This window comes from Massilia sp. UYP11, assembly GCF_050434805.1.
Lineage (GTDB): Bacteria > Pseudomonadota > Gammaproteobacteria > Burkholderiales > Burkholderiaceae_D > Telluria.
In genome coordinates this window covers 330,078-349,939 of the sequence record NZ_JBNDJE010000001.1, presented here as the reverse complement: position 1 = coordinate 349,939, position 19,862 = coordinate 330,078, and the positions used below count along the sequence as shown (strand labels likewise).

Sequence of the window (19,862 nt, the reverse complement as noted above, 5' to 3'; positions counted from 1 at the left end):
AACACCCGTGTCGAACCAATTCAACCGCCGCCTGACCCTGCTCGACGACGACGAACACCGCGCCCTGCTGGGCCAGGGCCTGCGCGGCATCGAGCGCGAAACCCTGCGGGTGGACGCGGCGGGCCGGCTGGCGCGCACCCCGCACGCTCCGGCACTCGGTTCGGCCCTGACGCACCCGCACATCACGACCGACTATGCCGAGGCGCTGCTGGAATTCATCACGCCGGCCGAGCACGACATCGCGCTGGCGCTGCACCGCCTCGATGCGATCCACCGCTACGCCCATGCCCGGATGGGCGACGAGATGCTGTGGAGCGTGTCGATGCCGGGCGAGCTGCCGCCCGAGGAAGAGATCGACATCGCCTGGTACGGCAAATCGAACATCGGCATGCTCAAGCACGTGTACCGGCGCGGCCTGGCGCTGCGCTATGGCAAGGCCATGCAATGCATCGCCGGCATCCACTACAACTATTCGCTGCCGGAACAATTGTGGCAGCTGTTCGCGCAACAGGAAGGGATCACCGAGGAACGCCGCCATGCGCTGCGCGACTTCCAGTCGGAAAGCTATATCGCGATGATCCGCAACTTCCGCCGCTATTCCTGGCTGCTGATGTATCTGTTCGGCGCGACGCCTGTCCTGAGCACCAGCTTCCTGCGCGGCCGTGAACACCAGCTCGAGACCTTGTCGAGCGACACCCTGTACCTGCCGTACGCGACCAGCCTGCGCATGAGCGACCTGGGTTACCAGAACGACGCCCAGTCTGGCCTGCGTCCGCACGAGAACAGCCTGGAAAGCTACGTCACGAGCCTGATGGATGCGGTCAACCGTCCCTACGAACCCTACGCCAGGCTGGGTACGAAGAAGGACGGCGAGTGGATCCAGTTGTCGACCAATGTGCTGCAGATCGAGAACGAGTATTACTCGACCATCCGCCCCAAGCGCGTGATCCGCACCGGCGAGCGTCCGGTGCAGGCCTTGTGCAACCGCGGCGTGCAATACATCGAGGTGCGCTGCCTCGACGTCGATCCGTTCGAGCCGGTGGGCATCGCCCTCGAGACCGGGCGCTTCCTGGACGCCTTCCTGCTGTTCTGCGCGCTCGAAGAAAGCCCGCTGATCAGCGCCCATGACAGCCAGCTACACGCGCGCAACTTCGCGCGCACGGTCAAGGAAGGCCGCCGCCCCGACCTGACCCTGACCCGCGACGGCGTCGAGGTGCCTTTGACGGAGTGGGCGCTGGAGCTGATCGAGCGCATCCGCCCGGTGGCGCAGCTGCTGGACGACGGGCACAACGAGGGCGACGTGCACCAGGCTTCGCTGGCCAGGCAGAAGGCGAAGGTCGAGGATCCGGCGCTCACCCCGTCGGCGCGGGTGCTGGAAGAAGTGCGCGCGCTCGGCTCGGCCACGGCCTTCGGCCTGCAGCAGAGCCGCCTGCATGCGGCCACCTTCCGCGACAGCCCCCTGATGCCGGCCGAGGAAGCGCTGTTCGACGAGATGGCGGCCAGCTCGCACGCCGAGCAGGCGCGCATCGAGCAGACGGACAGCGGCAGCTTCGACGACTTTGTTGCGGCGTACAACAGCAGTAAGCTATGCTCCAATAACTGAGCCGCCAATCGCGGCGCCCGACCGAATCCGCAGCCGCGAGGACCACTTGCTCACGTTTTACAACGAACACCATGCCCAGCATGACGGCCGCGTCGAAATCTATCGCGGCGAGCTGGTGCCCTGTTCGGAAAAACCCGAGCGCGCCGCCATCGTCCTGAAGGAGTGCGAGCGGCGCGGCCTGGGCGCCATCGTCACGCCGCACGGCGTGCCGCTCATGACGCTCGAGCGGGTGCACCGCCCGCGCTACCTGCATTTCTTGCGCAATGCCTGGAGCGAGTGGATCGGTCTCGACGCCCGTAATGCCGGCAAGGATGCCTTCCCGGCGGTGTGGCCGGTGCGCACGCTGCGCGACGACGTCGAACCCGAGAATTTCTGCGCCCGCCTCGGCTTGTATTCGATGGACGCCGGCACCCCGCTCACCAGCGGCACCTGGATCGCGGCCAAGACCGGCGCCGACTGCGCCGTCAACGCGGCGCATGCCCTGCGGCGTGGCGAGCGCGGTACCTTCGCGCTCACGCGCCCGCCCGGCCACCATGCCGGTAGCGATTTCTTCGGCGGCTCCTGCTTCCTGAACAATGCCGCGCTGGCGGCCCAGCACCTGCTGGACGACGGCCTGGAACGGGTCGCCATCCTGGACCTCGACTACCACCACGGCAACGGCACCCAGGGCATCTTCTATGACCGCAACGACGTGCTGTTTGTCTCGATCCACGCCGACCCGCGCCTGGAATATCCGTTCTACCTGGGTCACGCCGACGAGACCGGCGCCGCCGCCGGCCTCGGCTACACCATGAATATCCCGCTGGCGCCCGGTTGCGGCAGCAACGCCTGGTTCGCGGCGCTGGAAACGGCCTGCCTCAGGATTTCGATGACCCGGCCGCAGGCGCTGGTGGTCTCGCTCGGCGTCGATACCGCGGCGCTGGGCGCCGATCCGCGCTTCGGCCTGCAGGGCGGCGACTTCCTGCGCATCGGCGAACGCATCGCCCACCTCGGCCTGCCGACTGCCTTCGTGTTCGAGGGCGGCAATGCCGGCCCCGAGCTTGGCATCCATACGGTCAACGTGCTGGAAGGTTTCGAAACCGCCGCCGAATGACCGCCCCATCCCGCCACCATCGCTGCGTATTTCATGACCACCCCTAGCCCTCTTGACTGGCAATTCTCGCGCTTCGCCGACCTCACCCCGTTCGACCTCCACGAAGTGCTGGCCCAGCGCCAGAATGTCTTCATCCTCGAGCAGGCCTGCCTGTATCCCGACATCGACGGCCACGACACGAGCGCCCACCACCTGCTGGGCTGGCACAGCGTCGATGGCAAGCGCAGCCTGGCCGCCTACCTGCGCGTGCTGGCCCCGGGCGCCAAGTACGACGAGATGTCGATCGGCCGCGTGATTACCACCCCGGCCGCGCGCGGCACCGGCGCCGGCCGCGCCCTGCTCGGCGAGGGCATCCGCCAGGCCGAGGCGCTGTATCCGGGCCACCGCATCCGCATCGGCGCCCAGCAATACCTGGAGCGCTTCTACGCCAGCTTCGGCTTCCAGACCGTTTCGGAACCCTATGACGAAGACGGCATCATGCACATCGACATGTTGCGCTGAACGGCCCTGCGCGCGCGGCCACCGCCGGCACGCGCTTCATCAACCGCATCACCGCGGCGGATCGCGCCGGACAGGATCGAGCCGCACATGCCGGCAGTCTTCGAGATGACAGGCCAGGGCCAGGGTCTGGCGCGCATCGTTGATGTCGGTCGCATCCACCAGCGTCCAGCCCGCGGGCATCGCGCTCAGCGCGTTCAGGTCGCGCATCGCGCCCCGCTCGTAGAGGAAGGCGCGCGCCGCCGGGCCATCGGGCGTGTCGGCGCTCGACGAACCCACCACCGAGCCGGCGTTGTTAAGGCCATTGGCAGCGCCATCGCCGAAGCCGCCGAGCGCTCCCAGGCCATACATCACGCCGCCCGAATACGGTTGCCATAGATAGCTGTTCGCGTCGAAGGCGCTGCTGTCCTTGCCGCCCAGCGTCCCCAGGCTGCGCATGATCTGGTCGCGGTACACATAGGCGAGGTGGTGCGGCGCCGGGAGCGCGTCCCAGGTGACCGACGCGGTGACCGGCGCGGTGCCGGTCACCGCGCCGTGGCGGTTGATCGCGGCGGAACCGCTCGATGCGGCCGGCAGCGTGGCCGATGCCGGCGGCGCGGCCAGCGGCGCGATCAGGAGCGCGATCAGGAGCGCCGGCGCGATGCGGCGCCACGGCCCGCTCAGGGGCCGGCGCGCGCGCCATGCCAGCAGCGCCAGCCCGGCCCCCAGCATCGACCAGCTGCCCGGCTCGGGCACCGCCGTGACCAGGTCGAGCCGCACCGCACGGCAGTCGCCCGGCCCGTTGCAGGCCTGGGCCAGGATCTGGCCGGCGCCATTGACGTCGAGCGCATTCACCAGCTGCCAGTCGCCACGCTCGTCCACCAGCGCGTTGAGGTCGAGCATGCCGTCATGCCCGTACACGAAGGCGTGGTAGTCGAAGCCGCCCGCGCTGCCGACGCCGGACAGTCCCACCGCCACCCCGGTGTTGTTGAGCGCATTGGCGCGCCCGGACACGCCGCCCAGCGTGCCGAGATCGATCATGCGGTTGTCAACGGGCGAGAACAGGACGGGCCGTTCGCTGACGTTGTCCTCGAGCCCGGACCAGCCGACGATGGCGCCGCCGGCGTTGATGGCCAGGCCTTCGCTGCCGGGCAATAGCGTCCCCAGGTAGGTGGCGCCGCCCGGCGACCACACGGCCGCCCCGCCCCGCGCGGTGCCGACCACCCGCCCTGCTCCGTCGAGGCCGGCGGCGGTGAAATCGGACGGCAGCCAGGTCACGCGGTACAGCGGCGACGCCATGGCCAAGCCCGGCCAGACCAATAAGACCAGCAACAATTTATTTAAGAAATGTCTGCGCAGGGACATCATCGATCCTTCCGGTGACCGGGAATCTCGACGATGTCGCAAACACCGTGGGGCCGTTCTGCGCCAGCGCAGCCGCGTGCCGGTCACGAGGCGGCCAGGCGGCCGGCCCCGAGCAGCACCACCGCGGCCGCCAGCAGCAGCCAGGCGGGCGGGTCGGCGGCGAGAACGGGATCGACGACGACGCAGGCGGAAAAAGTCCGCGCCGGCGCGGACGCGGCGGCCTCGGCGGACACGGTGGTCGCGGCGGCGGGGCAGATGGGCAGCAGGCAGACGGCAAACTGGAAAGAGGAACGCATGATCGGCTCGGCCTGAAAAGCCCCGAGCATCGCCCGCCACCGTCCTGCGGGTCGTGCGCGAAGTCAGCAGTGCGCGCAAAAACCGAGGCAGTGCCCTGATGACGTTAAGTGAAGGCGAAAGTCTTCTTGAGTTAGCGTAAAAGCGTCGTCCCCACGCAGGTGGGGACCCAATCTTGCACGCGTTTCGACGACGTTTGCAGAACTTGGGTCCCCGCCTGCGCGGGGACGACGTATTCGACGGCTAGCTCAGCTAGCTTAACTTAACGGCATTAGGGGCGCCGCCCCGGTCTCGCGCCGCTGGCTCTTATTCCACCCTGGTCAGGGTGATTTCGTACACCAGGCCCGCGTTCGCTGGAATCGGACCGTGGCCGGAGGGCCCGTAGGCCTGGTTGGATGGGATCAGGACCAGGCGCTTGCCGCCGACCTTCATGCCGATCACGCCCTGGTCGTAGCCGGGAATGACGCGGCCGCTGCCGATGACGTAGGGAGTCAGTTCGCCCGCTTCCAGGCGCGCGCCCTTGAAGTCGGCCGCCTTGTCGTTGTACAGCCACAGGACGTACTGGGTGGTGACGCGCTTGCCGGTAATCGCCTCGGCGCCGGTGCCGACCGTGATGTCGGTCTTCGTCAGCGTCGCCGGACTGCTGGCGACCGGCTTGTTGTCGTCGCTGCCGCCGCCGCAGGCGGTCAGGGCGAGCATGGCGGCAAAGGCCGCGATCAGGGGAAACGTCAGTTTCATCGGGTATCCTCGACTGGAAAAGGCAAACGGGGGGTGTGTAACGAACCCCCGTACCTTATCGAATCAGTCCCATGAAACTGTCCGTCATTTGTCTGATAATTGTAGTTCAGCAATGCTGGGTAACAAGGCGGAGCGACGCGTCGACGCCGCAACCGCGTCAGGCGGCCACGACCGCGTAATCCCGTTTCAACTGGTCGATCTGCGCCAGCAGGCGCTCCAGCGCCACGCTCTGCACACGCTCGTCGGTCAGGTAGGACTCGCCGCTGGCGGCCAGCCGCGACAACGCGCCGACGACGGCATCCTCGACCTGGCGCACGTTCTTCGCCGGCGGCGGCGGGGTCCAGTCGCCTTTCCAGATGCCCACGCCGCGCAGGCCGCGCTTGACGTTCGCCGCCAGGCGGTCGCGCGGGCCGAGCGTCTTGTCGATGTCCCATACGCTCGGCAGGGTCTGGGGCCGGTAAGGCACCGACATCGACTGGCACCAGTCTTCCCACTTGAATCCCAGGATGTGTTCGTAGCATTGCACCGGAATCCAGGGAACCCGGTAGGCGTCCGCCACGATCGCCGCATGCATGGCCTCGGCGATGACCAGTTTCGCGCCGCGGATCTTCGTCAGCACTTCGTGCATGTCGGCCTCGGGGTCGAGGAAGGTGATACCCGCCTTGGCGCAGAACGGCGCCCAGTCGGCATTGAGCATGCTCGAATGGTGCGGCATGAACACGACCTCGCCGGTCGGCGCCACCGGCTGGTTGACGACCCGGGTCAGCAGCAGCGCGGGATCGGTGATCGCCACCTGCTTGTCCAGCCCCAGCGCGGCGGCGGTCAGCGGCCCGCGCACGCAGTAGAATTTCCATTTGTCGTCCACCTGCGCCGCCTTGTTGTAGCCGACGCCCGATCCGAACACGAGTTTGCGCGGTTCGGCCGGCACCCGCGAATTGATCAGGGTGCCCATTCCTACCAGGAGCGTGGAATCGTCCTCGTCCACGAGCTCGGGGATCAGCGCATCCCAGATCACGGGATTGAGTTTGTCGCCGAAATTATTGCCTCGATAGTAGTAAAGCTTCATGTCTCGCCAATGGAATGGAATGATCGGTTCGGACGTCCTGCCCGTGCGGTGGTGCTCTGAAATTGCCTATTAATCAATAGTTCCTGATTATAAGATAATTTGCTGAAATTTCCGTAATGCACTTCTACCGTGCGCGGGTCGGCGCGAACGGCGGCTCAGATCTCGATCTGCGTGCCCAGCTCGATCACCCGGTTGCTGCGGATCTGGTAATAGTCGGCCGCGCTGCGCGCATTGCGCGACATCGCCACGTACAGGTGCTCGCGCCATGGCGCCATGCCGCCGCCTGGGGCCGAGATCACGGTCTGGCGCGCGATGAAGAACGAGGTTTCCATCATCTCGAACGGCAGGCCGAGCGGACCGCAGCGGTCCAGGATGTCCGGAATGTCGGGCTCGTCCTTGAAGCCATAGTGGATGTTCAGCTGGTAGCAGTTGTGGCCCAGGCCGACGATGTCGATCTGTTCTTCGCGCGCCACCCAGGGCTCCTCGCGCATGTGCACGGTCAGGAACACCACCCGCTCGTGCAGCACCTTGTTGTGCGACAGGTTGTGCAACATCGCGTGCGGCACGCCGTCGCTTTCGCCGCGCAGGAAGATGGCGGTGCCCGGCACCCGCGTCGGCGGCGCCACGAACAGCGATTCCATGAAGGCTTCCAGCGGAATCGCATGCTTTTGCAGGTTTTCGAACACCAGCGCGCGCCCGCGCTTCCAGGTCAGCATCAGGGTCAGCAGCACACCGCCCATCAGCAGCGGGAACCAGCCGCCGTGGAAGAGCTTGGTCGTGGTGGCCGCGAACAACATGATATCGATCGTCAGGAAGAAGCCGGTCGCGCCCAGGCAGACCCATAGCGGCAGGCGCCAGCGATAGCGGGTCACGAAGAAGGTCAGCACGGTGGTCATCATCATGGTCGCCGTGACGGCGATGCCGTAGGCGCCGGCCAGCTCGTCCGACGAGCCGAAGCCGACCACGGCGATCAGCACCACCGCCAGCTGCAGCCAGTTGACGGCCGGGATATAGATCTGGCCGATCTCGCTTTCCGAGGTGTGCAGGATGCGCATGCGCGGCAGCAGGCCGAGCGCGATCGCCTGCTTGGTCATCGAATACGTGCCGCTGATCGTGGCCTGCGAGGCGATCACCGCCGCCATGGTCGACAGGATCACCAGCGGGATCACGCTCCAGGTGCCGAGCTGGTGGTAGAACGGGTTTTCCACCGCCTCGGGCTGGGCGATCAGCAGCCCGCCCTGGCCCAGGTAGTTCAGGCTCAGCGCCGGATACGCGATCAGGAACCAGGCCATGCGGATCGGCTTGGCGCCGAAGTGGCCCATGTCGGCATACAGGGCCTCGGCGCCGGTGATCGCCAGCACCACCGCCCCCAGCGCGATAAAGGCCAGCAATTTGTTGTCCAGCATGAAGTGGAGGGCGTGATACGGGTTCAGCGCGTTGAGGATGACCGGCGACGCGACGATGTTGACGATGCCCATCGCGGCCAGGGCCAGGAACCACACCAGCATCACGGGGCCGAAGAAGCGGCCGATGCCGGCCGTGCCATGGCGCTGCACGCTGTACAGGACCACCAGCACCACCACCGCCAGCGGCACCACGTAGTGCGACATGCCGGGCGCCGCCACCTCGAGACCCTCGATCGCGCCGAGCACCGAAATCGCCGGCGTGATCACGCTGTCGCCGTAGAACATGGTGGCGCCGATGACGCCCATGGCCAGCAGCGGGAAGCCCCAGCGCGAGTGGCGCGGCACCGAATTGGTGGCCAGCGCCATCAGGGCCATGATGCCGCCCTCGCCGCGGTTGTGCGCCCGCAGCACCAGGGTCACGTACTTGAGCGAGACGATGACCGTCAGCGCCCAGAAGATCAGGGAAATGACGCCGAGGATGTTGGGTGTATTCAGGGGCAGGCCGTGGGTGTCGTCGAACACCGCGCGCAGCGTGTAGAGGGGGCTGGTGCCGATGTCGCCGTAGACGATGCCGACCGCGGCCAGGGTCAGGGCGGCCAGGCTGCTCTTCTTATTATCTGCTGTCAAGATTACACCATCACGTTTGCATTGGTGCGGCGCACCATAAAATAGTGGCGGAAAAAAAGCAAGAATATTTCGTGGTGCATCATACACCCGTGCAAAAAGAGGCATGCCCCCAGCAACCGTGGACGCATTCAGGGATAATGTCGTCCCTGCAATCCAGTCCCCATTCCCATGCGTTCCGGCATTATCTACGCGGCCCTGGCCTTTCTCTGCTGGGGCCTGTTCCCCATTTATTTTCACGCGCTCGACGGCGTGCCGCCGCTGCAGATCCTGGCGCACCGCATGCTGTGGTCGCTCGGTTTCCTGCTGATCGTGCTGCTGCTGCGGCGCCAGTGGAAATGGCTGAACGTGGTGCGCCAACCGCGGGTGTTCTTCAGCTTCGTGCTGTCGGCCCTGCTGCTCAGCGCCAACTGGCTGGTGTACATCTGGTCGGTCAGCAACCACCATGTGATCGAAGCCAGCCTCGGCTATTTCATCAATCCGCTGGTCAATATCATGCTGGGCTACCTGATCCTGAAGGAGCGCCTGCGCACCGTCCAGTGGGTGGCGATCGCGATTGCCGCGCTGGGCGTGGCCTGGCTGACCTGGCAGACCGGCACCGTGCCCTGGATCGCCCTGTTCCTGGCGTTCTCCTTCGGCGGCTACGGCCTGCTGCGCAAGACGGCGGCGCTCGGCGCGCTCGAGGGACTGTCGTTCGAGACCATCGTGCTGTTCCCGCTGGCGGCGGCCTACGTCATCTGGCTGACCCTGGAAGGCCAGAACGTGTTCATCAACACCGACTCCGACACCACGCGCGTGCTGCTGGTGATGGCCGGTCCGCTCACCGCGATCCCGCTGCTGCTGTTCGCCACCGGCGCGCGCAAGATCCCGCTGTCGATCCTGGGACTGCTGCAATACCTGTCGCCGACCATGCAATTCCTGCTCGGCGTGCTGCTGTTCAAGGAAGCGTTCACCGCCGACCGCCTGGTCGGCTTCGTGCTGATCTGGAGCGCGCTGATCCTGTTCGCCGGCGAAGGCCTGCTGCGCCGGTCGCCGGCTTCCGCCAAGAACTGATTCTGCGCAGCACACACGGGATTTCACCGGCATCCGCCAAGAAATCCTGTGTCGGGCACGGGGTTCTGTCGTATCCTGTGCACCTTAAACAACACCAAAGTCAAAGCATGGCCAATTACGTCTATACGATGAACCGCGTGGGCAAGATCGTCCCGCCGAAGCGTCAAATTCTCAAGGATATCTCGCTGTCCTTCTTCCCGGGCGCCAAGATCGGCGTGCTGGGCCTGAACGGCTCGGGCAAGTCGACCCTGCTCAAGATCATGGCCGGCATCGACACCGACATCCAGGGCGAAGCGCGCCCGATGCCGGGCCTGAACATCGGCTACCTGCCGCAGGAGCCGCAGCTCGACCCGGAAAAAACCGTCCGCCAGGAAGTCGAATCCGGCCTGGGCGAAGCCTTCGAGGCGCAAGCCAAGCTGGAAGCCGTGTACGCCGCCTATGCGGACGAGAACGCCGACTTCGACGCCCTGGCCAAGGAGCAGGAACGCCTGGAAGCGATCATCTCGTCGTCCGACGGCGGCAACCTGAACCTGCAGCTGGAAATGGCCGCCGACGCGCTGCGCCTGCCGCCATGGGACGCCAGGATCGGCGTGCTGTCGGGCGGCGAGAAGCGCCGCGTGGCGCTGTGCAAGCTGTTGCTGTCGAAACCCGACATGCTGCTGCTCGACGAACCGACCAACCACCTGGACGCCGAATCGGTCGAGTGGCTGGAGCAATTCCTGCTGCGCTTCCCGGGCACCGTGGTCGGCATCACCCACGACCGCTACTTCCTCGACAATGCCGCCGAATGGATCCTGGAACTGGACCGCGGCCATGGCATCCCATGGAAGGGCAACTATTCGTCGTGGCTCGACCAGAAGCAGGCGCGCCTGAAGCAGGAAGAATCGACCGAATCGGCGCGTCAGAAAGCGCTGCAGAAAGAGCTGGAATGGTCGCGCCAGAATCCGAAGGCGCGCCAGGCCAAGTCGAAAGCCCGCCTGGCCCGCTTCAACGAGCTGTCCGAGTTCGAATACCAGAAGCGCAACGAGACGCAAGAGATCTTCATTCCCGTGGCCGAGCGCCTGGGCAATGAAGTCATCGAATTCAAGAACGTCTCGAAAGCCTTCGGCGATCGCCTCCTGATCGATAATTTGTCGTTCACCGTCCCGCCAGGCGCCATCGTCGGCATCATCGGCCCCAACGGCGCCGGCAAGTCGACCCTGTTCAAGATGATCGCCGGTAAAGAGCAGCCGGACAGCGGCGAAGTCGCGATCGGCAAGACCGCCCACGTGTCGCTGGTGGACCAGCACCGCGACGAATTGGCCAATGCCAAGACCGTGTTCGAAGACGTCTCCGGCGGCGCCGACATGCTCAGCGTCGGCCGCTTCGAAATGCCGTCGCGCGCCTACCTGGGCCGCTTCAACTTCAAGGGCTCTGACCAGCAAAAGGTCGTGGGCAACCTGTCGGGCGGTGAACGCGGCCGCCTGCACCTGGCCAAGACCCTGCTGCAAGGCGGCAACGTCCTGCTGCTGGATGAACCGTCGAACGACCTGGACGTCGAAACCCTGCGCGCACTCGAAGATGCGCTGCTCGAATTCGCCGGCAGCGTGATGGTGATCTCCCACGATCGCTGGTTCCTGGACCGCATCGCGACCCACATCCTCGCCTTCGAAGGCGACTCCCAAGTCACCTTCTTCGATGGCAACTACCAGGAATACGAAGCCGACAAGAAGAAACGCCTGGGCGAAGAAGGCGCCAAGCCGAAGCGTATCCGCTACAAGCCGCTGACCACCTGAATGCTGGACAGAATGCCAGCGTTTGTTTCGTAATAGAAAGCCCGCCATTTGGCGGGCTTTTTACTAGCGGAAATGGAACGGGGTCAGAATGCAAAATGTGTAAAACTCTTTGCGATGAGGACTACCAGAAAGCGCGTCGACCGCAGCCGCTCCATGCTCGCGGCGCCGGCCAGGCCATGCTTGATTACCCTGATCATCACCGCAATCACTGCCGCCATTACCGCGATAACCGCGTTCCCGGCGGCACCTTCTTCTTCACGGTGCGCCTGCTCGACCGCGGCAGTCACCTGTTGACCGAGCATATTTCCGCATTCGGCCAAGCCATGCGGCTGGCGCGTGCGCGCCGGCCTTTCCATGTCGACGCCTGGGCGGTCCTGCCCGATCACGCCCATGCGATCTGGACCCTGCCACCGGGCGACCACGACTGTTCCAGCCGCTGGCGGGCCGTGAAGATCGCCTTTTCGAAGGCGCTGCGCAAGACCGGCCAGCCCGGGGTCGACGACGGCGCGGTCTGGGAACGCCATTACCGCCACTACCGGGTCGGCCTGGACGACGATTACGCGGCCCTGGTCGACTATGTCCACACCGACGCTGTCCGCCATGGCCACTGCCTCGCACCGCGCGACTGGCCATGGTCGTCGCTGCACCGTTTCATCTCGGCCGGACACGCGGCGCCCGCGCCGTCGATCATCGTGCCGCCGTGGGTGACCCGGCCACAGGGCCAGGCGCTGGCGCGGCTCTGAATCGACGCTGATCCGCAGGCCTTGCGCGTTTTGCGCTGACAACAAAAAAAGCCCGCAGGGCAATGACGTTAAGTTAAGGCGAAAGTCTTCTTGAGTTAGCGTAAAAACGTCGTCCCCACGCAGGTGGGGACCCAATCTCGCAAGCGTTTCGACGACATTTGCAGAACTTGGGTCCCCGCCTGCGCGGGGACGACGTATTTGACGGCTAGCTCAGCAGCTAATTTAACGACAAAAGGCCCCGCAGGGCCTTTTGTCGTTCACTACACGCTCGGCTTAGAACGAGTATTTCGCGCCGATGGTCAGTGCGTTCGGACGCACGCCGAAGTCGCGGGTGCCGCCAAAGCGTTCGTATTCGGCGATCACTGCCACGTCCTGGTTGATGTTGTACTGCACACCCAGGGCGCCGTAGGCGTTGTTGTCGCTGTCGCGACGGTTCAGCGACGCGTTGACTGCCGCCAGTTCGTTCACGTCATGCGACATGCCCAGCTTGGCGTAGCCGACCAGCTTCTCGGTCAGCGGCGTGCTGAACTTGGCGGCGACGTAGGTCGAACGGCCATCGACGACGCCGCTGGCGTTCACAGGACCCAGGGTGTAGTAGATGTCGGCGCTGCGGTAGTCGGTGTGGCCGACTTCGACTGCCCAGTTCGGGGTGAACTCATAGCCGCCGAACAGCTTGGCCGATGCCTTGATGGTATCGATGTCGGCACTGGTGGCGCCCGGGACGCGGGATTCATAGTCAGTGGCCACCACACCGGCGCCGACGTAGGCGCGTGGGGTGAATTCTTGTGCCTGGACAGCCGAGACAGCGGCGGTGGTAGCGAGCAGTGCAACGATCAGCTTTTTCATCTCAATTCCTCTTCTTGTTCATCTGGCTCGCGATTCCCAACGAATCGCGATATGACCAAGATAACACTGACGAAACAGCAAGTCCGTGCCGATTCCGTAAGAACTGTAAGCAAGTGTAACTTAATGACCGCTCGGTTATTAATATTTCCACGTGGATCAACGCAGTTACATATGGCTTAAACGATTTTCCTGAAAGTTAAGTTGATCCGCGGTTGTAACGCGCGTGTCGTTTTATTGATGCCATGCAACCAATATTTCTGGGTTTCACCGTGCATCAGCAACAGGCTGCCGTCAGTCAATTCCAATCGGACAGTCTGTTTGTTGTATTTATGCTTCAAGATAAAGGTGCGGGCAGCGCCCAGGCTGAGCGAGGCAATGACCGGTTGCGGTCCCAGTTCCGGCTCGTCGTCGCTGTGCATGCCCATGCTGTCGCGCCCGTCACGGTAGAGATTGAGCAGGACGCTGTTGAAACGGTGTCCACTTGCCGCTTCGACGGCTTGGCGCAAGGTGTCGAGCAGCGGCGTGAACGGCGCCGGCCGCAGGCGCAGGCCGGAATAGGTGTACGCCGCGTCGCCATACCAGGCGCTCAGGCGCGGCTGCAGGTGGCGTTTGCCATACACCACGACCGATTCTTCGCGCCAGTCGGTCTCGCGCAGCAGGCGCGCCATGACCTCGGCATTGGTCCAGGGCAGCAGCAGCTGAGGCATCCAGGCAAGCGCGCCGTCGTCGAGCGGGATCGGACGCGGCGCGGAGTCGGTGGCGAATAAATCCATCGTCAATCCATACGCAAAACATTCACGGTTATGATGGTGAACTTTTCACCACACCCCATTCTCGCATGGACAAACGCCACTTCCTCGGCGCGGCGGTATTGGCTGGCGCAACGCCGGCCTTCGCCAGCCGCGGCGCGGGCATGGCCGCGGGTTCGACCGCGGGGCCCACGCTGCTGACCATCACCGGCGCGATCGCGCACAGCAACCGCGGCGCCCTCGATCCGGCGCTCGACCAGATGATGGCCAAGCAGAAGCTGGCGTTCGAGCGCGCCTATGCGCTCGATTTCGCGGCCCTGGCCGCCCTGCCGGCCCGCACCATCCGCCCGACCCTGGAGTACGACGGCAAGCCGCATACGCTGCGCGGACCGCTGCTGCGCGAGGTGCTGGCCGTGGCCGGCGCGATGCCGCGCGACGCCGCCAAGGTGCTGATGCGGGCGGTCGACGGCTATGCCGCCGTGCTGGACATGCGACAGTTGCGAGCGTGGAATGTCATTGTCGCCACCCATCTGGATGGCAAGCCGATGCCGTTGGGTGGGTTGGGGCCGCTATGGGCCGTGTATGACGCCGACCGGGTGCCGGAAATGGCGGCGCTCCCGGTGGCGCAGCGCTTCGGCGCCTGCCCTTGGGCCCTGTATCACCTGGAAGTGATGGCCTGATCAGGTCCGGGTTGCACGCCCGGGCATCAGGCCGCAGGCCTCAGGCGTAGGCTTCCGCCAGGCTCATCACGCGCGGCGCCACCTTGATGCCGACGTTGCCGAACAGGGCGTCGATGGCGGCCAGGTTGGCGCTGCATTCCTCCGCCTTCCAGCCCTTGAACATATCGGTGCCGTCCTTCTGGAAATGCAGGTCGAGCACCTTGCCTTTGTCGCGGTGAATATAGTTCTGCTGATGGACGTTCTGGAAACCCAGTTCGGCCAGGCCGGCAAGCACGGTATGCGGCGGATTTTCCGGGTCGGTCGCCAGGAAGACGCCAAACGTCTTGCCTGGCGGCTTGGCTGCGATGTCAACCTCATAGATCCCGGGCGCCTTGGTCACACTTGTGCTCTTCAGAAACAACATATAGTTCTCCTGGCGCGCCAGTGACCATCAGGACAGGACGCGCGATGCTAATTAGTTAGTCAGTACTCAAGCATATTTCCATACGGGAACTTTGTCGATCTTTGTATTCATCTTTTTCGCTTTAGCGCATTAATAAGCCAAAAACTGTGGCGCCGATTAACGCAGCGCAAGCCAGCATGCCCAAAATGAAGCCCGCTTCGCGCTTGGCCGGGTCGCGGTAATAGCCGATCGCATACATGATGCGGCCCAGGCACCACAGCAATCCGCCGGCCGCCGCCCACAGGTCGCCCACGAAGGTGGCGCACAGCCACAACGGCGCCAGCACCAGGGGCAGCATCTCGAGGGTGTTCATCTGGACACGGTGGGCGCGCTGGAATGGCTCGGGACCGTCCATCGATGGCGCCGGCACCTTGTAGCGCACGCGGGCGTAGCCGGCGACGCCCCAGGTCCAGAAATACACCCCGAGGACGGCCAGGGTAGTCCAGGCGGTATAGAACATCGCGTTTTCCTTGTTGTCTTGAAGTCAGGAAGAAGTGGCGGCTGGCGCCGCCGCCTGCTTGCGCCGCGCCAGGTCCGCCGTCAGCGGCAGCAGCGCCTCGTACAGCCTGCCGGTCGCCTCGTCCCAGTCGAGCAGGGCCTGCTGCTGGCGCGCCACGGTCGCATGGTCGCCGCGCGCCACCGGCCCGCTCAGGGCCGCCGCCGGGCCGAGGCGGAACACGTTGGCCATGGTCTCGCTGGCCAGCGGGCGCGCCAGTTCACGCGCTATCGGCTCCGGCACGCCGGCCGCCTGCCAGGCGCGCAGGGCGGCGTCGAGCACCGTGGTCAGGTAATTCGACGCGAACACCGCCGCCGCATGGTAGACCGTCTTGGCCGCGGCATCGATGCTCACCAGACGCGCGCCGATCGCCTCGAACGCCGGCGCCAGCCGCGCCAGCGCCGGCGCCTCGCCCTCGATGCCGCAGAAGGTGCCGGCGAAGTCGCGCGCCACGGCGTCGGGATCGGCGAAGCTGCGGATCGGATGCACGCTGGCCGCCAGCGCCCCCTTGTCAGCGAGCGCCTGCAATTCGCCCGAGGCCTTGGCGCCGCTGCAGTGGAACACGACCGCGCCGCGGACCTCATGCGCCTGCGCCAGCGCCGCGGCCATCGGCGCGATCTGGTCGTCGTTCACGGCCAGCAGCCAGATGTCGGCCGGACGCAGCGCAGCAAGGTCGGGGCCGGCGCAGGCGCGGCCGGCGCCGATGAAGTCGCACGCCGCCCGGGCGCTGGCCGGCGACCGGGTCAGCACGTCCTGCACCACGCAGGCGCCGCTGGCCGACAGCAGGCGCCCCAGCACCTTGCCGACATGGCCGGCGCCGACCAGGTTCAGGGTCGGCGCCACGTCAGAAACCCGCACCCGGCTTAGCCAGGTAGTCGAGTTCCTCGGGCGCCGAGGCGCGGCCCAGGATCGGGTTGCGGTGCGGGAAGCGGCCGAAGCGGGCGATCACGCCGCGGTGCCGGTGCGCATAGTCGAGCGACTCACCGAAGCCTTCATGGCTGGCGGCCAGCTCGGTGAACAGCTCGACCGACTGCTCCTGGGTGCACGCGTCTTCCGCGTGCTCGAACGGCATGTAGGCGAAGGAACGCTCCCAAGGGCTCAAGGCCAGGTGGTCGCTTGAGTCCACCAGCTGGCGCGCGGCGCTCAGCGCCAGGGTGTCGCCGGCGAAGGATTCCGGCGTGCCGCGGTAGGCGTTGCGGGTGAACTGGTCCAGCACCAGGATGCGCGCAAGCACGCCGCGCGGACCCTGTTCGTCCCATTCGCGCAGGCCGCCGGCGACCGCGTGGCTGATCGCCGCGCCGAAGCGCTCGCGGATCGCGGCGTCGAAGGCGTCATCCTTCTGGAACCATGCGGCGCGCTGCTTGCCGTGGCCTGGATCGGAAGGCGGCAGGAACCAGAAATCGAGAACTTCTTGTGCGTCCATTGGAAAACCCCGTTTGGAATTTGTTATTGGTGTGGCCCTGAAGATGCGCGCTGCGTCACGCGCTGCCTCACGCAGCGCATCAATTGCGCGCGTGCGACAGCTGGAACGAATCGACGCCGTCGAAGGCCGCCAGTTCGCGCGCCAGTTCGGACAGCGGCGCGCCGGTCTTGCTCGACAGCGCCAGCGCCACGAAGCGCCATTCCTGGCGGCCTTCGTCGCTGCTGATGGTCAGCGAGCTGCCGGCGATCTCGTAGCCGCGCTCGAGCGCCACCTTGCGGATCGCGTCTTCGCGCGGCATGAATGCGGGCCGGAAGCGCATCCGCACCGCCACCGCATGGCGCGAAGGAAGGAAAGTCTCCAGGCGGTTCAGGTAGATCATGATCATCGCCGACAGGAAGGCCAGGCCCATCGCGGCCAGGTAGAAGCCGACGCCGACCAGGATGCCGATCGCGGACGAGGCCCAGATCGAGGCCGCCGTGGTCAGGCCACTGATATTGAAGCCGTCGCGCATGATGACGCCGGCGCCGAGAAAGCCGATGCCGGTGACCACGCCCTGGATGATGCGGGTCGGATCGATCGGCGCCAGGATGCCCGCGTGGCCGCCGTACCACAGGTCCGGATAGCCGGCCAGGATCGTCAGCCCGGCCGAGGCCATGCACACCAGGCCATAGGTGCGCATGCCGGCGGCGCGCCCGTGGTAGGCGCGCTCGTAGCCGACCAGCAGGCCGAGCAGCAGGGCCCCGGCCAGGTGCAACAGGATCAGGCCATTGGTGAACAGCTCGTTCTTGGACCAGTAGGCCGCGAACAGGTTGGCTTCGGTCATGCGCGTCTTAGGTTGACACTGCGGTTGACACCGGGGCGGCGATTCAAGGCTTCTTCTTGACCAGCTGCTTCTCGAACGCCAGGTCGTTCTTGCTGATGCGCGGCTGCTCCTGCGGGCCCAGGCCCTTGACGAAGAGGACGAAGTCGTCGAGCTCCATCGGCGGGCACAGCGGCGGGCTGCCGGGCGCCTCGGACAGGTAGAAATGGCCGTCGCCGGTGCGCGCCATCGAATACAGGTCGTTCCCGGTGCGCTGCTTCAGGCGCTCGACGGCGGTGCTGGCGCGGGTGGAGCGTGAGCTGGCCATCAGATCGCCTCCGTGCGCAGCATCAGCCACTCGAATGCCGGGCCTTCGACGTACGGCGTCAGGCGCGCGCGCACGGTCGCGTGGTAGTCGTTCAGCCACGCGACTTCGTCCGGCCGCAGCAGGCTGCGGTCGATGGGGCGCGTATCGATCGGGCACAGGGTCAGGGTCTCGAAGCCGAGATACTCGCCGAACTCGGACGTCTCGACGTGCTCGTTGAGCACCAGGTTCTCGATGCGGATGCCCCACCGACCCGGGCGATAGATGCCCGGCTCGATCGAGGTGATCATGCCCGGCTCCATCGCGGTATGCGGCTCCGGCGGCACCGCCGGCGAAATCGTCTGCGGGCCTTCGTGCACGTTGAGGAAGTAGCCGACGCCGTGGCCGGTGCCGTGGCCGTAGTCGATGCCGGCGGCCCAGAGCGGGGCGCGCGCGATCGCGTCCAGCAGCGGCGCGCGGGTGCCGCGCGGGAAGCGCGCGGCCGACAGGTTGATCAGGCCTTTCAGCACCAGCGTGTAGTCGCGCTTCTGCGCGCTGCCTGGCGTGCCGACCGGGATCACGCGCGTGATGTCGGTGGTGCCGCCCAGGTACTGGCCGCCCGAATCGATCAGCAGCAGGCCGTCGCCTTCGATGACGGCGCAGGTGGCGCGCTCGGCGCGGTAGTGCATGATCGCGCCGTTGCTGTTGAAGCCGGCGATGGTCGAGAAGCTGGCGCTCACAAAATGAGGACGGCGTGCGCGGGCGGCGGTGATGCGGGTGTCGATGTCGACTTCGTTGATGGGGGAGCGGCGCGGGTCCGCCAGCAGCGGCTCGAGCGCGGCGAAGAATTCGCACAGCGCCGCGCCATCCTGTTCCATCGTGGCGCGCACGTTCACCGCCTCGCTTTCGAGCTTGCGCGACTTGGCGAAGGTGGTCGGGTTGATCGCCTCGACCACGTTCACGCCCGGCGCCACGGCGGCGCGCATGCCGGCGGTGACGCGGCGCGGGTCGAGCAGCAGGGTCGCGCCTTCCGGCAGCGCTTCGAGCGCGTGCGCGGCGTTGGCGTACGGCGCCAGGTGCACGTCGTCGGCTTCCAGGCGCGCGCGCACGTCGTCCGGCACCTTGCCCTCGAGGATGAACAGGGTCGCGTCGCCGCGGCCGATCAGCGCATGGGCCAGGAACACCGGGTTGAAGCTGACGTCGGCGCCGCGCAGGTTGAACAGGTAGGCGATGTCGTCCAGCGTCGAGATGAAATGAAAGCCCGCGCCGTGCGCCTCCATCGCGGCGCGCGTGGCGTGCAGCTTGTCGGCGCGGCTGACGGTCGCAAAGGGCGCGACGTGCTCGAACACGGGTTCGAGCGGCAGCGACGGACGCTCGCCCCACACCTCGTCGAGCAGGTCGGCGTCGAGACGCAGGTTCACGCCTTTCGCGGCCAGGGCGTCTTTCAACAGGCGCGCGCCGGCCAGGCCCAGCACGCGCGCATCGACGGCGACGGTCTGGCCCGCGGTCAGGTTGGCGGCCAGCCAGTCGACGTGCAGCTGGCTCGCGGCGCCCGGGATCTTCATCAGCGCAATGCTTGATCCCGCCAACTCGGTTTCGGCCTGCGTGAAGTAGCGGCCATCGGTCCAGACGCCGGCGAAATCGGCGGTGGCGATGAAGGTGCCGACCGAGCCGGTGAAGCCGGACAGCCATTCGCGGCCCTTCCAGTGGCCGGGCAGGTATTCCGACAGATGCGGATCGCTCGACGGGACGATGCAGGCGTCGATGCCGTGGCGCGCCATGACGGCGCGCAGTTGCGCGAGGCGGCCTGCACGTGCGGCCTGGATTTCGTGATGGGACATGGATAGTGCGTCGGTCTGGTTTTCCAAGCCATATATCATACGCCG

21 protein-coding genes are annotated in these 19,862 nt (G+C 65.9%); 7 read left to right on the top strand and 14 right to left on the bottom strand.

The genetic code is table 11. The features are described 5' to 3' along the window. Nucleotides 1-7: 7 nt before the first annotated feature. Genes gshA through ABIB38_RS01575 form a run of 3 tightly spaced genes read left to right on the top strand, consistent with a single transcriptional unit; the run spans nt 8 to nt 3,197 of the window. Nucleotides 8-1,603 (top strand): glutamate--cysteine ligase, encoded by a 1,596-nt coding sequence (gshA, locus tag ABIB38_RS01585; RefSeq protein ID WP_429201168.1) that lies wholly within the window; start codon nt 8-10, stop codon nt 1,601-1,603. Nucleotides 1,604-1,649: 46 nt separating this feature from the next. Beyond that, nucleotides 1,650-2,696: a histone deacetylase family protein gene (locus ABIB38_RS01580; protein WP_429201166.1), complete on the top strand. Its 1,047-nt coding sequence runs from the start codon at nt 1,650-1,652 to the stop codon at nt 2,694-2,696. A 33-nt stretch (nt 2,697-2,729) separates the two neighbouring features. Further along, nucleotides 2,730-3,197, top strand: coding sequence for a GNAT family N-acetyltransferase (locus ABIB38_RS01575; protein ID WP_429201164.1), 468 nt, complete (start codon nt 2,730-2,732; stop codon nt 3,195-3,197). 48 nt (nt 3,198-3,245) lie between these two features. On the opposite strand, the gene ABIB38_RS01570 is transcribed toward ABIB38_RS01575, so the two are convergent. The 5 genes from ABIB38_RS01570 to ABIB38_RS01550 all read right to left on the bottom strand — a co-directional run bounded on the left by ABIB38_RS01570 (nt 3,246) and on the right by ABIB38_RS01550 (nt 8,669). Beyond that, the gene (locus ABIB38_RS01570; protein ID WP_429201163.1) at nt 3,246-4,472 is read right to left on the bottom strand and encodes a PEP-CTERM sorting domain-containing protein; all 1,227 of its coding nucleotides are present in this window, start codon (nt 4,470-4,472) and stop codon (nt 3,246-3,248) included. Nucleotides 4,473-4,621: 149 nt separating this feature from the next. Next, nucleotides 4,622-4,834: a hypothetical protein gene (locus tag ABIB38_RS01565; RefSeq protein ID WP_429201161.1), complete on the bottom strand. Its 213-nt coding sequence runs from the start codon at nt 4,832-4,834 to the stop codon at nt 4,622-4,624. 304 nt (nt 4,835-5,138) lie between these two features. Further along, nucleotides 5,139-5,570: an FKBP-type peptidyl-prolyl cis-trans isomerase gene (locus tag ABIB38_RS01560; protein ID WP_429201159.1), complete on the bottom strand. Its 432-nt coding sequence runs from the start codon at nt 5,568-5,570 to the stop codon at nt 5,139-5,141. 157 nt (nt 5,571-5,727) lie between these two features. Continuing rightward, a complete protein-coding gene (locus ABIB38_RS01555; protein WP_429201157.1) occupies nt 5,728-6,636 on the bottom strand; it encodes a polysaccharide pyruvyl transferase family protein in 909 nt (302 codons plus the stop codon). A gap of 155 nt (nt 6,637-6,791) precedes the next feature. Then, nucleotides 6,792-8,669 (bottom strand): potassium transporter Kup, encoded by a 1,878-nt coding sequence (locus ABIB38_RS01550; protein ID WP_429201155.1) that lies wholly within the window; start codon nt 8,667-8,669, stop codon nt 6,792-6,794. 168 nt (nt 8,670-8,837) lie between these two features. On the opposite strand from ABIB38_RS01550, the gene rarD reads away from it, so the two are divergent. The 3 genes from rarD to ABIB38_RS01535 all read left to right on the top strand — a co-directional run bounded on the left by rarD (nt 8,838) and on the right by ABIB38_RS01535 (nt 12,237). Next, the gene (rarD, locus tag ABIB38_RS01545) at nt 8,838-9,719 is read left to right on the top strand and encodes an EamA family transporter RarD (RefSeq protein ID WP_429201154.1); all 882 of its coding nucleotides are present in this window, start codon (nt 8,838-8,840) and stop codon (nt 9,717-9,719) included. Between the two features lie 107 nt (nt 9,720-9,826). After that, nucleotides 9,827-11,494, top strand: coding sequence for an energy-dependent translational throttle protein EttA (ettA, locus tag ABIB38_RS01540; RefSeq protein WP_429201152.1), 1,668 nt, complete (start codon nt 9,827-9,829; stop codon nt 11,492-11,494). A 176-nt stretch (nt 11,495-11,670) separates the two neighbouring features. Then, nucleotides 11,671-12,237 carry an REP-associated tyrosine transposase gene (locus ABIB38_RS01535; protein WP_429201150.1) on the top strand — a complete coding sequence of 189 codons (567 nt, stop codon included), beginning with the start codon at nt 11,671-11,673 and terminating at the stop codon, nt 12,235-12,237. Nucleotides 12,238-12,510: 273 nt separating this feature from the next. Here ABIB38_RS01535 and ABIB38_RS01530 read toward each other — a convergent pair whose 3' ends face one another. Further along, a complete protein-coding gene (locus ABIB38_RS01530; protein ID WP_429201149.1) occupies nt 12,511-13,083 on the bottom strand; it encodes a porin family protein in 573 nt (190 codons plus the stop codon). 176 nt (nt 13,084-13,259) lie between these two features. Continuing rightward, entirely contained in the window at nt 13,260-13,856 is a 597-nt protein-coding gene (locus ABIB38_RS01525) for an alpha-ketoglutarate-dependent dioxygenase AlkB family protein (RefSeq protein WP_429201147.1), read from the bottom strand. 65 nt (nt 13,857-13,921) lie between these two features. Between ABIB38_RS01525 and ABIB38_RS01520 the strand changes: the two genes are divergently transcribed. Beyond that, nucleotides 13,922-14,512, top strand: coding sequence for a molybdopterin-dependent oxidoreductase (locus ABIB38_RS01520; protein ID WP_429201146.1), 591 nt, complete (start codon nt 13,922-13,924; stop codon nt 14,510-14,512). Between the two features lie 40 nt (nt 14,513-14,552). Here the strand turns inward: ABIB38_RS01520 and ABIB38_RS01515 are convergent, their stop codons facing one another. The 7 genes from ABIB38_RS01515 to ABIB38_RS01485 all read right to left on the bottom strand — a co-directional run bounded on the left by ABIB38_RS01515 (nt 14,553) and on the right by ABIB38_RS01485 (nt 19,817). Further along, nucleotides 14,553-14,915 carry a hypothetical protein gene (locus tag ABIB38_RS01515; RefSeq protein ID WP_429201144.1) on the bottom strand — a complete coding sequence of 121 codons (363 nt, stop codon included), beginning with the start codon at nt 14,913-14,915 and terminating at the stop codon, nt 14,553-14,555. Nucleotides 14,916-15,036: 121 nt separating this feature from the next. Continuing rightward, nucleotides 15,037-15,414: an MAPEG family protein gene (locus tag ABIB38_RS01510; protein ID WP_429201142.1), complete on the bottom strand. Its 378-nt coding sequence runs from the start codon at nt 15,412-15,414 to the stop codon at nt 15,037-15,039. 24 nt (nt 15,415-15,438) lie between these two features. Further along, nucleotides 15,439-16,293 carry a Rossmann-like and DUF2520 domain-containing protein gene (locus tag ABIB38_RS01505; protein ID WP_429201783.1) on the bottom strand — a complete coding sequence of 285 codons (855 nt, stop codon included), beginning with the start codon at nt 16,291-16,293 and terminating at the stop codon, nt 15,439-15,441. Nucleotide 16,294: 1 nt separating this feature from the next. Continuing rightward, nucleotides 16,295-16,873: a DUF924 family protein gene (locus ABIB38_RS01500; protein ID WP_429201140.1), complete on the bottom strand. Its 579-nt coding sequence runs from the start codon at nt 16,871-16,873 to the stop codon at nt 16,295-16,297. Between the two features lie 79 nt (nt 16,874-16,952). Beyond that, entirely contained in the window at nt 16,953-17,696 is a 744-nt protein-coding gene (locus ABIB38_RS01495) for an MgtC/SapB family protein (RefSeq protein ID WP_429201138.1), read from the bottom strand. 43 nt (nt 17,697-17,739) lie between these two features. Next, nucleotides 17,740-18,000: a hypothetical protein gene (locus ABIB38_RS01490; RefSeq protein ID WP_429201136.1), complete on the bottom strand. Its 261-nt coding sequence runs from the start codon at nt 17,998-18,000 to the stop codon at nt 17,740-17,742. Next, a complete protein-coding gene (locus ABIB38_RS01485) occupies nt 18,000-19,817 on the bottom strand; it encodes an aminopeptidase P family protein (protein WP_429201134.1) in 1,818 nt (605 codons plus the stop codon). The genes ABIB38_RS01490 and ABIB38_RS01485 overlap by 1 nt, the downstream gene beginning before the upstream one ends. Nucleotides 19,818-19,862 lie beyond the last annotated feature (45 nt).

Excerpts from the sequence above, each read along its gene's own strand:
- ABIB38_RS01575 (WP_429201164.1), top strand. The coding sequence starts at position 2,730 with ATGACCACCCCTAGCCCTCTTGACTGGCAATTCTCGCGCTTCGCCGAC.
- ABIB38_RS01570 (WP_429201163.1), bottom strand. The coding sequence starts at position 4,472 with ATGGCGTCGCCGCTGTACCGCGTGACCTGGCTGCCGTCCGATTTCACC.
- ABIB38_RS01565 (WP_429201161.1), bottom strand. The coding sequence starts at position 4,834 with ATGCGTTCCTCTTTCCAGTTTGCCGTCTGCCTGCTGCCCATCTGCCCC.
- ABIB38_RS01560 (WP_429201159.1), bottom strand. The coding sequence starts at position 5,570 with ATGAAACTGACGTTTCCCCTGATCGCGGCCTTTGCCGCCATGCTCGCC.
- ABIB38_RS01555 (WP_429201157.1), bottom strand. The coding sequence starts at position 6,636 with ATGAAGCTTTACTACTATCGAGGCAATAATTTCGGCGACAAACTCAAT.
- rarD (WP_429201154.1), top strand. The coding sequence starts at position 8,838 with ATGCGTTCCGGCATTATCTACGCGGCCCTGGCCTTTCTCTGCTGGGGC.
- ettA (WP_429201152.1), top strand. The coding sequence starts at position 9,827 with ATGGCCAATTACGTCTATACGATGAACCGCGTGGGCAAGATCGTCCCG.
- ABIB38_RS01535 (WP_429201150.1), top strand. The coding sequence starts at position 11,671 with ATGCTTGATTACCCTGATCATCACCGCAATCACTGCCGCCATTACCGC.
- ABIB38_RS01530 (WP_429201149.1), bottom strand. The coding sequence starts at position 13,083 with ATGAAAAAGCTGATCGTTGCACTGCTCGCTACCACCGCCGCTGTCTCG.
- ABIB38_RS01525 (WP_429201147.1), bottom strand. The coding sequence starts at position 13,856 with ATGGATTTATTCGCCACCGACTCCGCGCCGCGTCCGATCCCGCTCGAC.
- ABIB38_RS01520 (WP_429201146.1), top strand. The coding sequence starts at position 13,922 with ATGGACAAACGCCACTTCCTCGGCGCGGCGGTATTGGCTGGCGCAACG.
- ABIB38_RS01515 (WP_429201144.1), bottom strand. The coding sequence starts at position 14,915 with ATGTTGTTTCTGAAGAGCACAAGTGTGACCAAGGCGCCCGGGATCTAT.
- ABIB38_RS01510 (WP_429201142.1), bottom strand. The coding sequence starts at position 15,414 with ATGTTCTATACCGCCTGGACTACCCTGGCCGTCCTCGGGGTGTATTTC.
- ABIB38_RS01500 (WP_429201140.1), bottom strand. The coding sequence starts at position 16,873 with ATGGACGCACAAGAAGTTCTCGATTTCTGGTTCCTGCCGCCTTCCGAT.
- ABIB38_RS01495 (WP_429201138.1), bottom strand. The coding sequence starts at position 17,696 with ATGACCGAAGCCAACCTGTTCGCGGCCTACTGGTCCAAGAACGAGCTG.
- ABIB38_RS01490 (WP_429201136.1), bottom strand. The coding sequence starts at position 18,000 with ATGGCCAGCTCACGCTCCACCCGCGCCAGCACCGCCGTCGAGCGCCTG.
- ABIB38_RS01485 (WP_429201134.1), bottom strand. The coding sequence starts at position 19,817 with ATGTCCCATCACGAAATCCAGGCCGCACGTGCAGGCCGCCTCGCGCAA.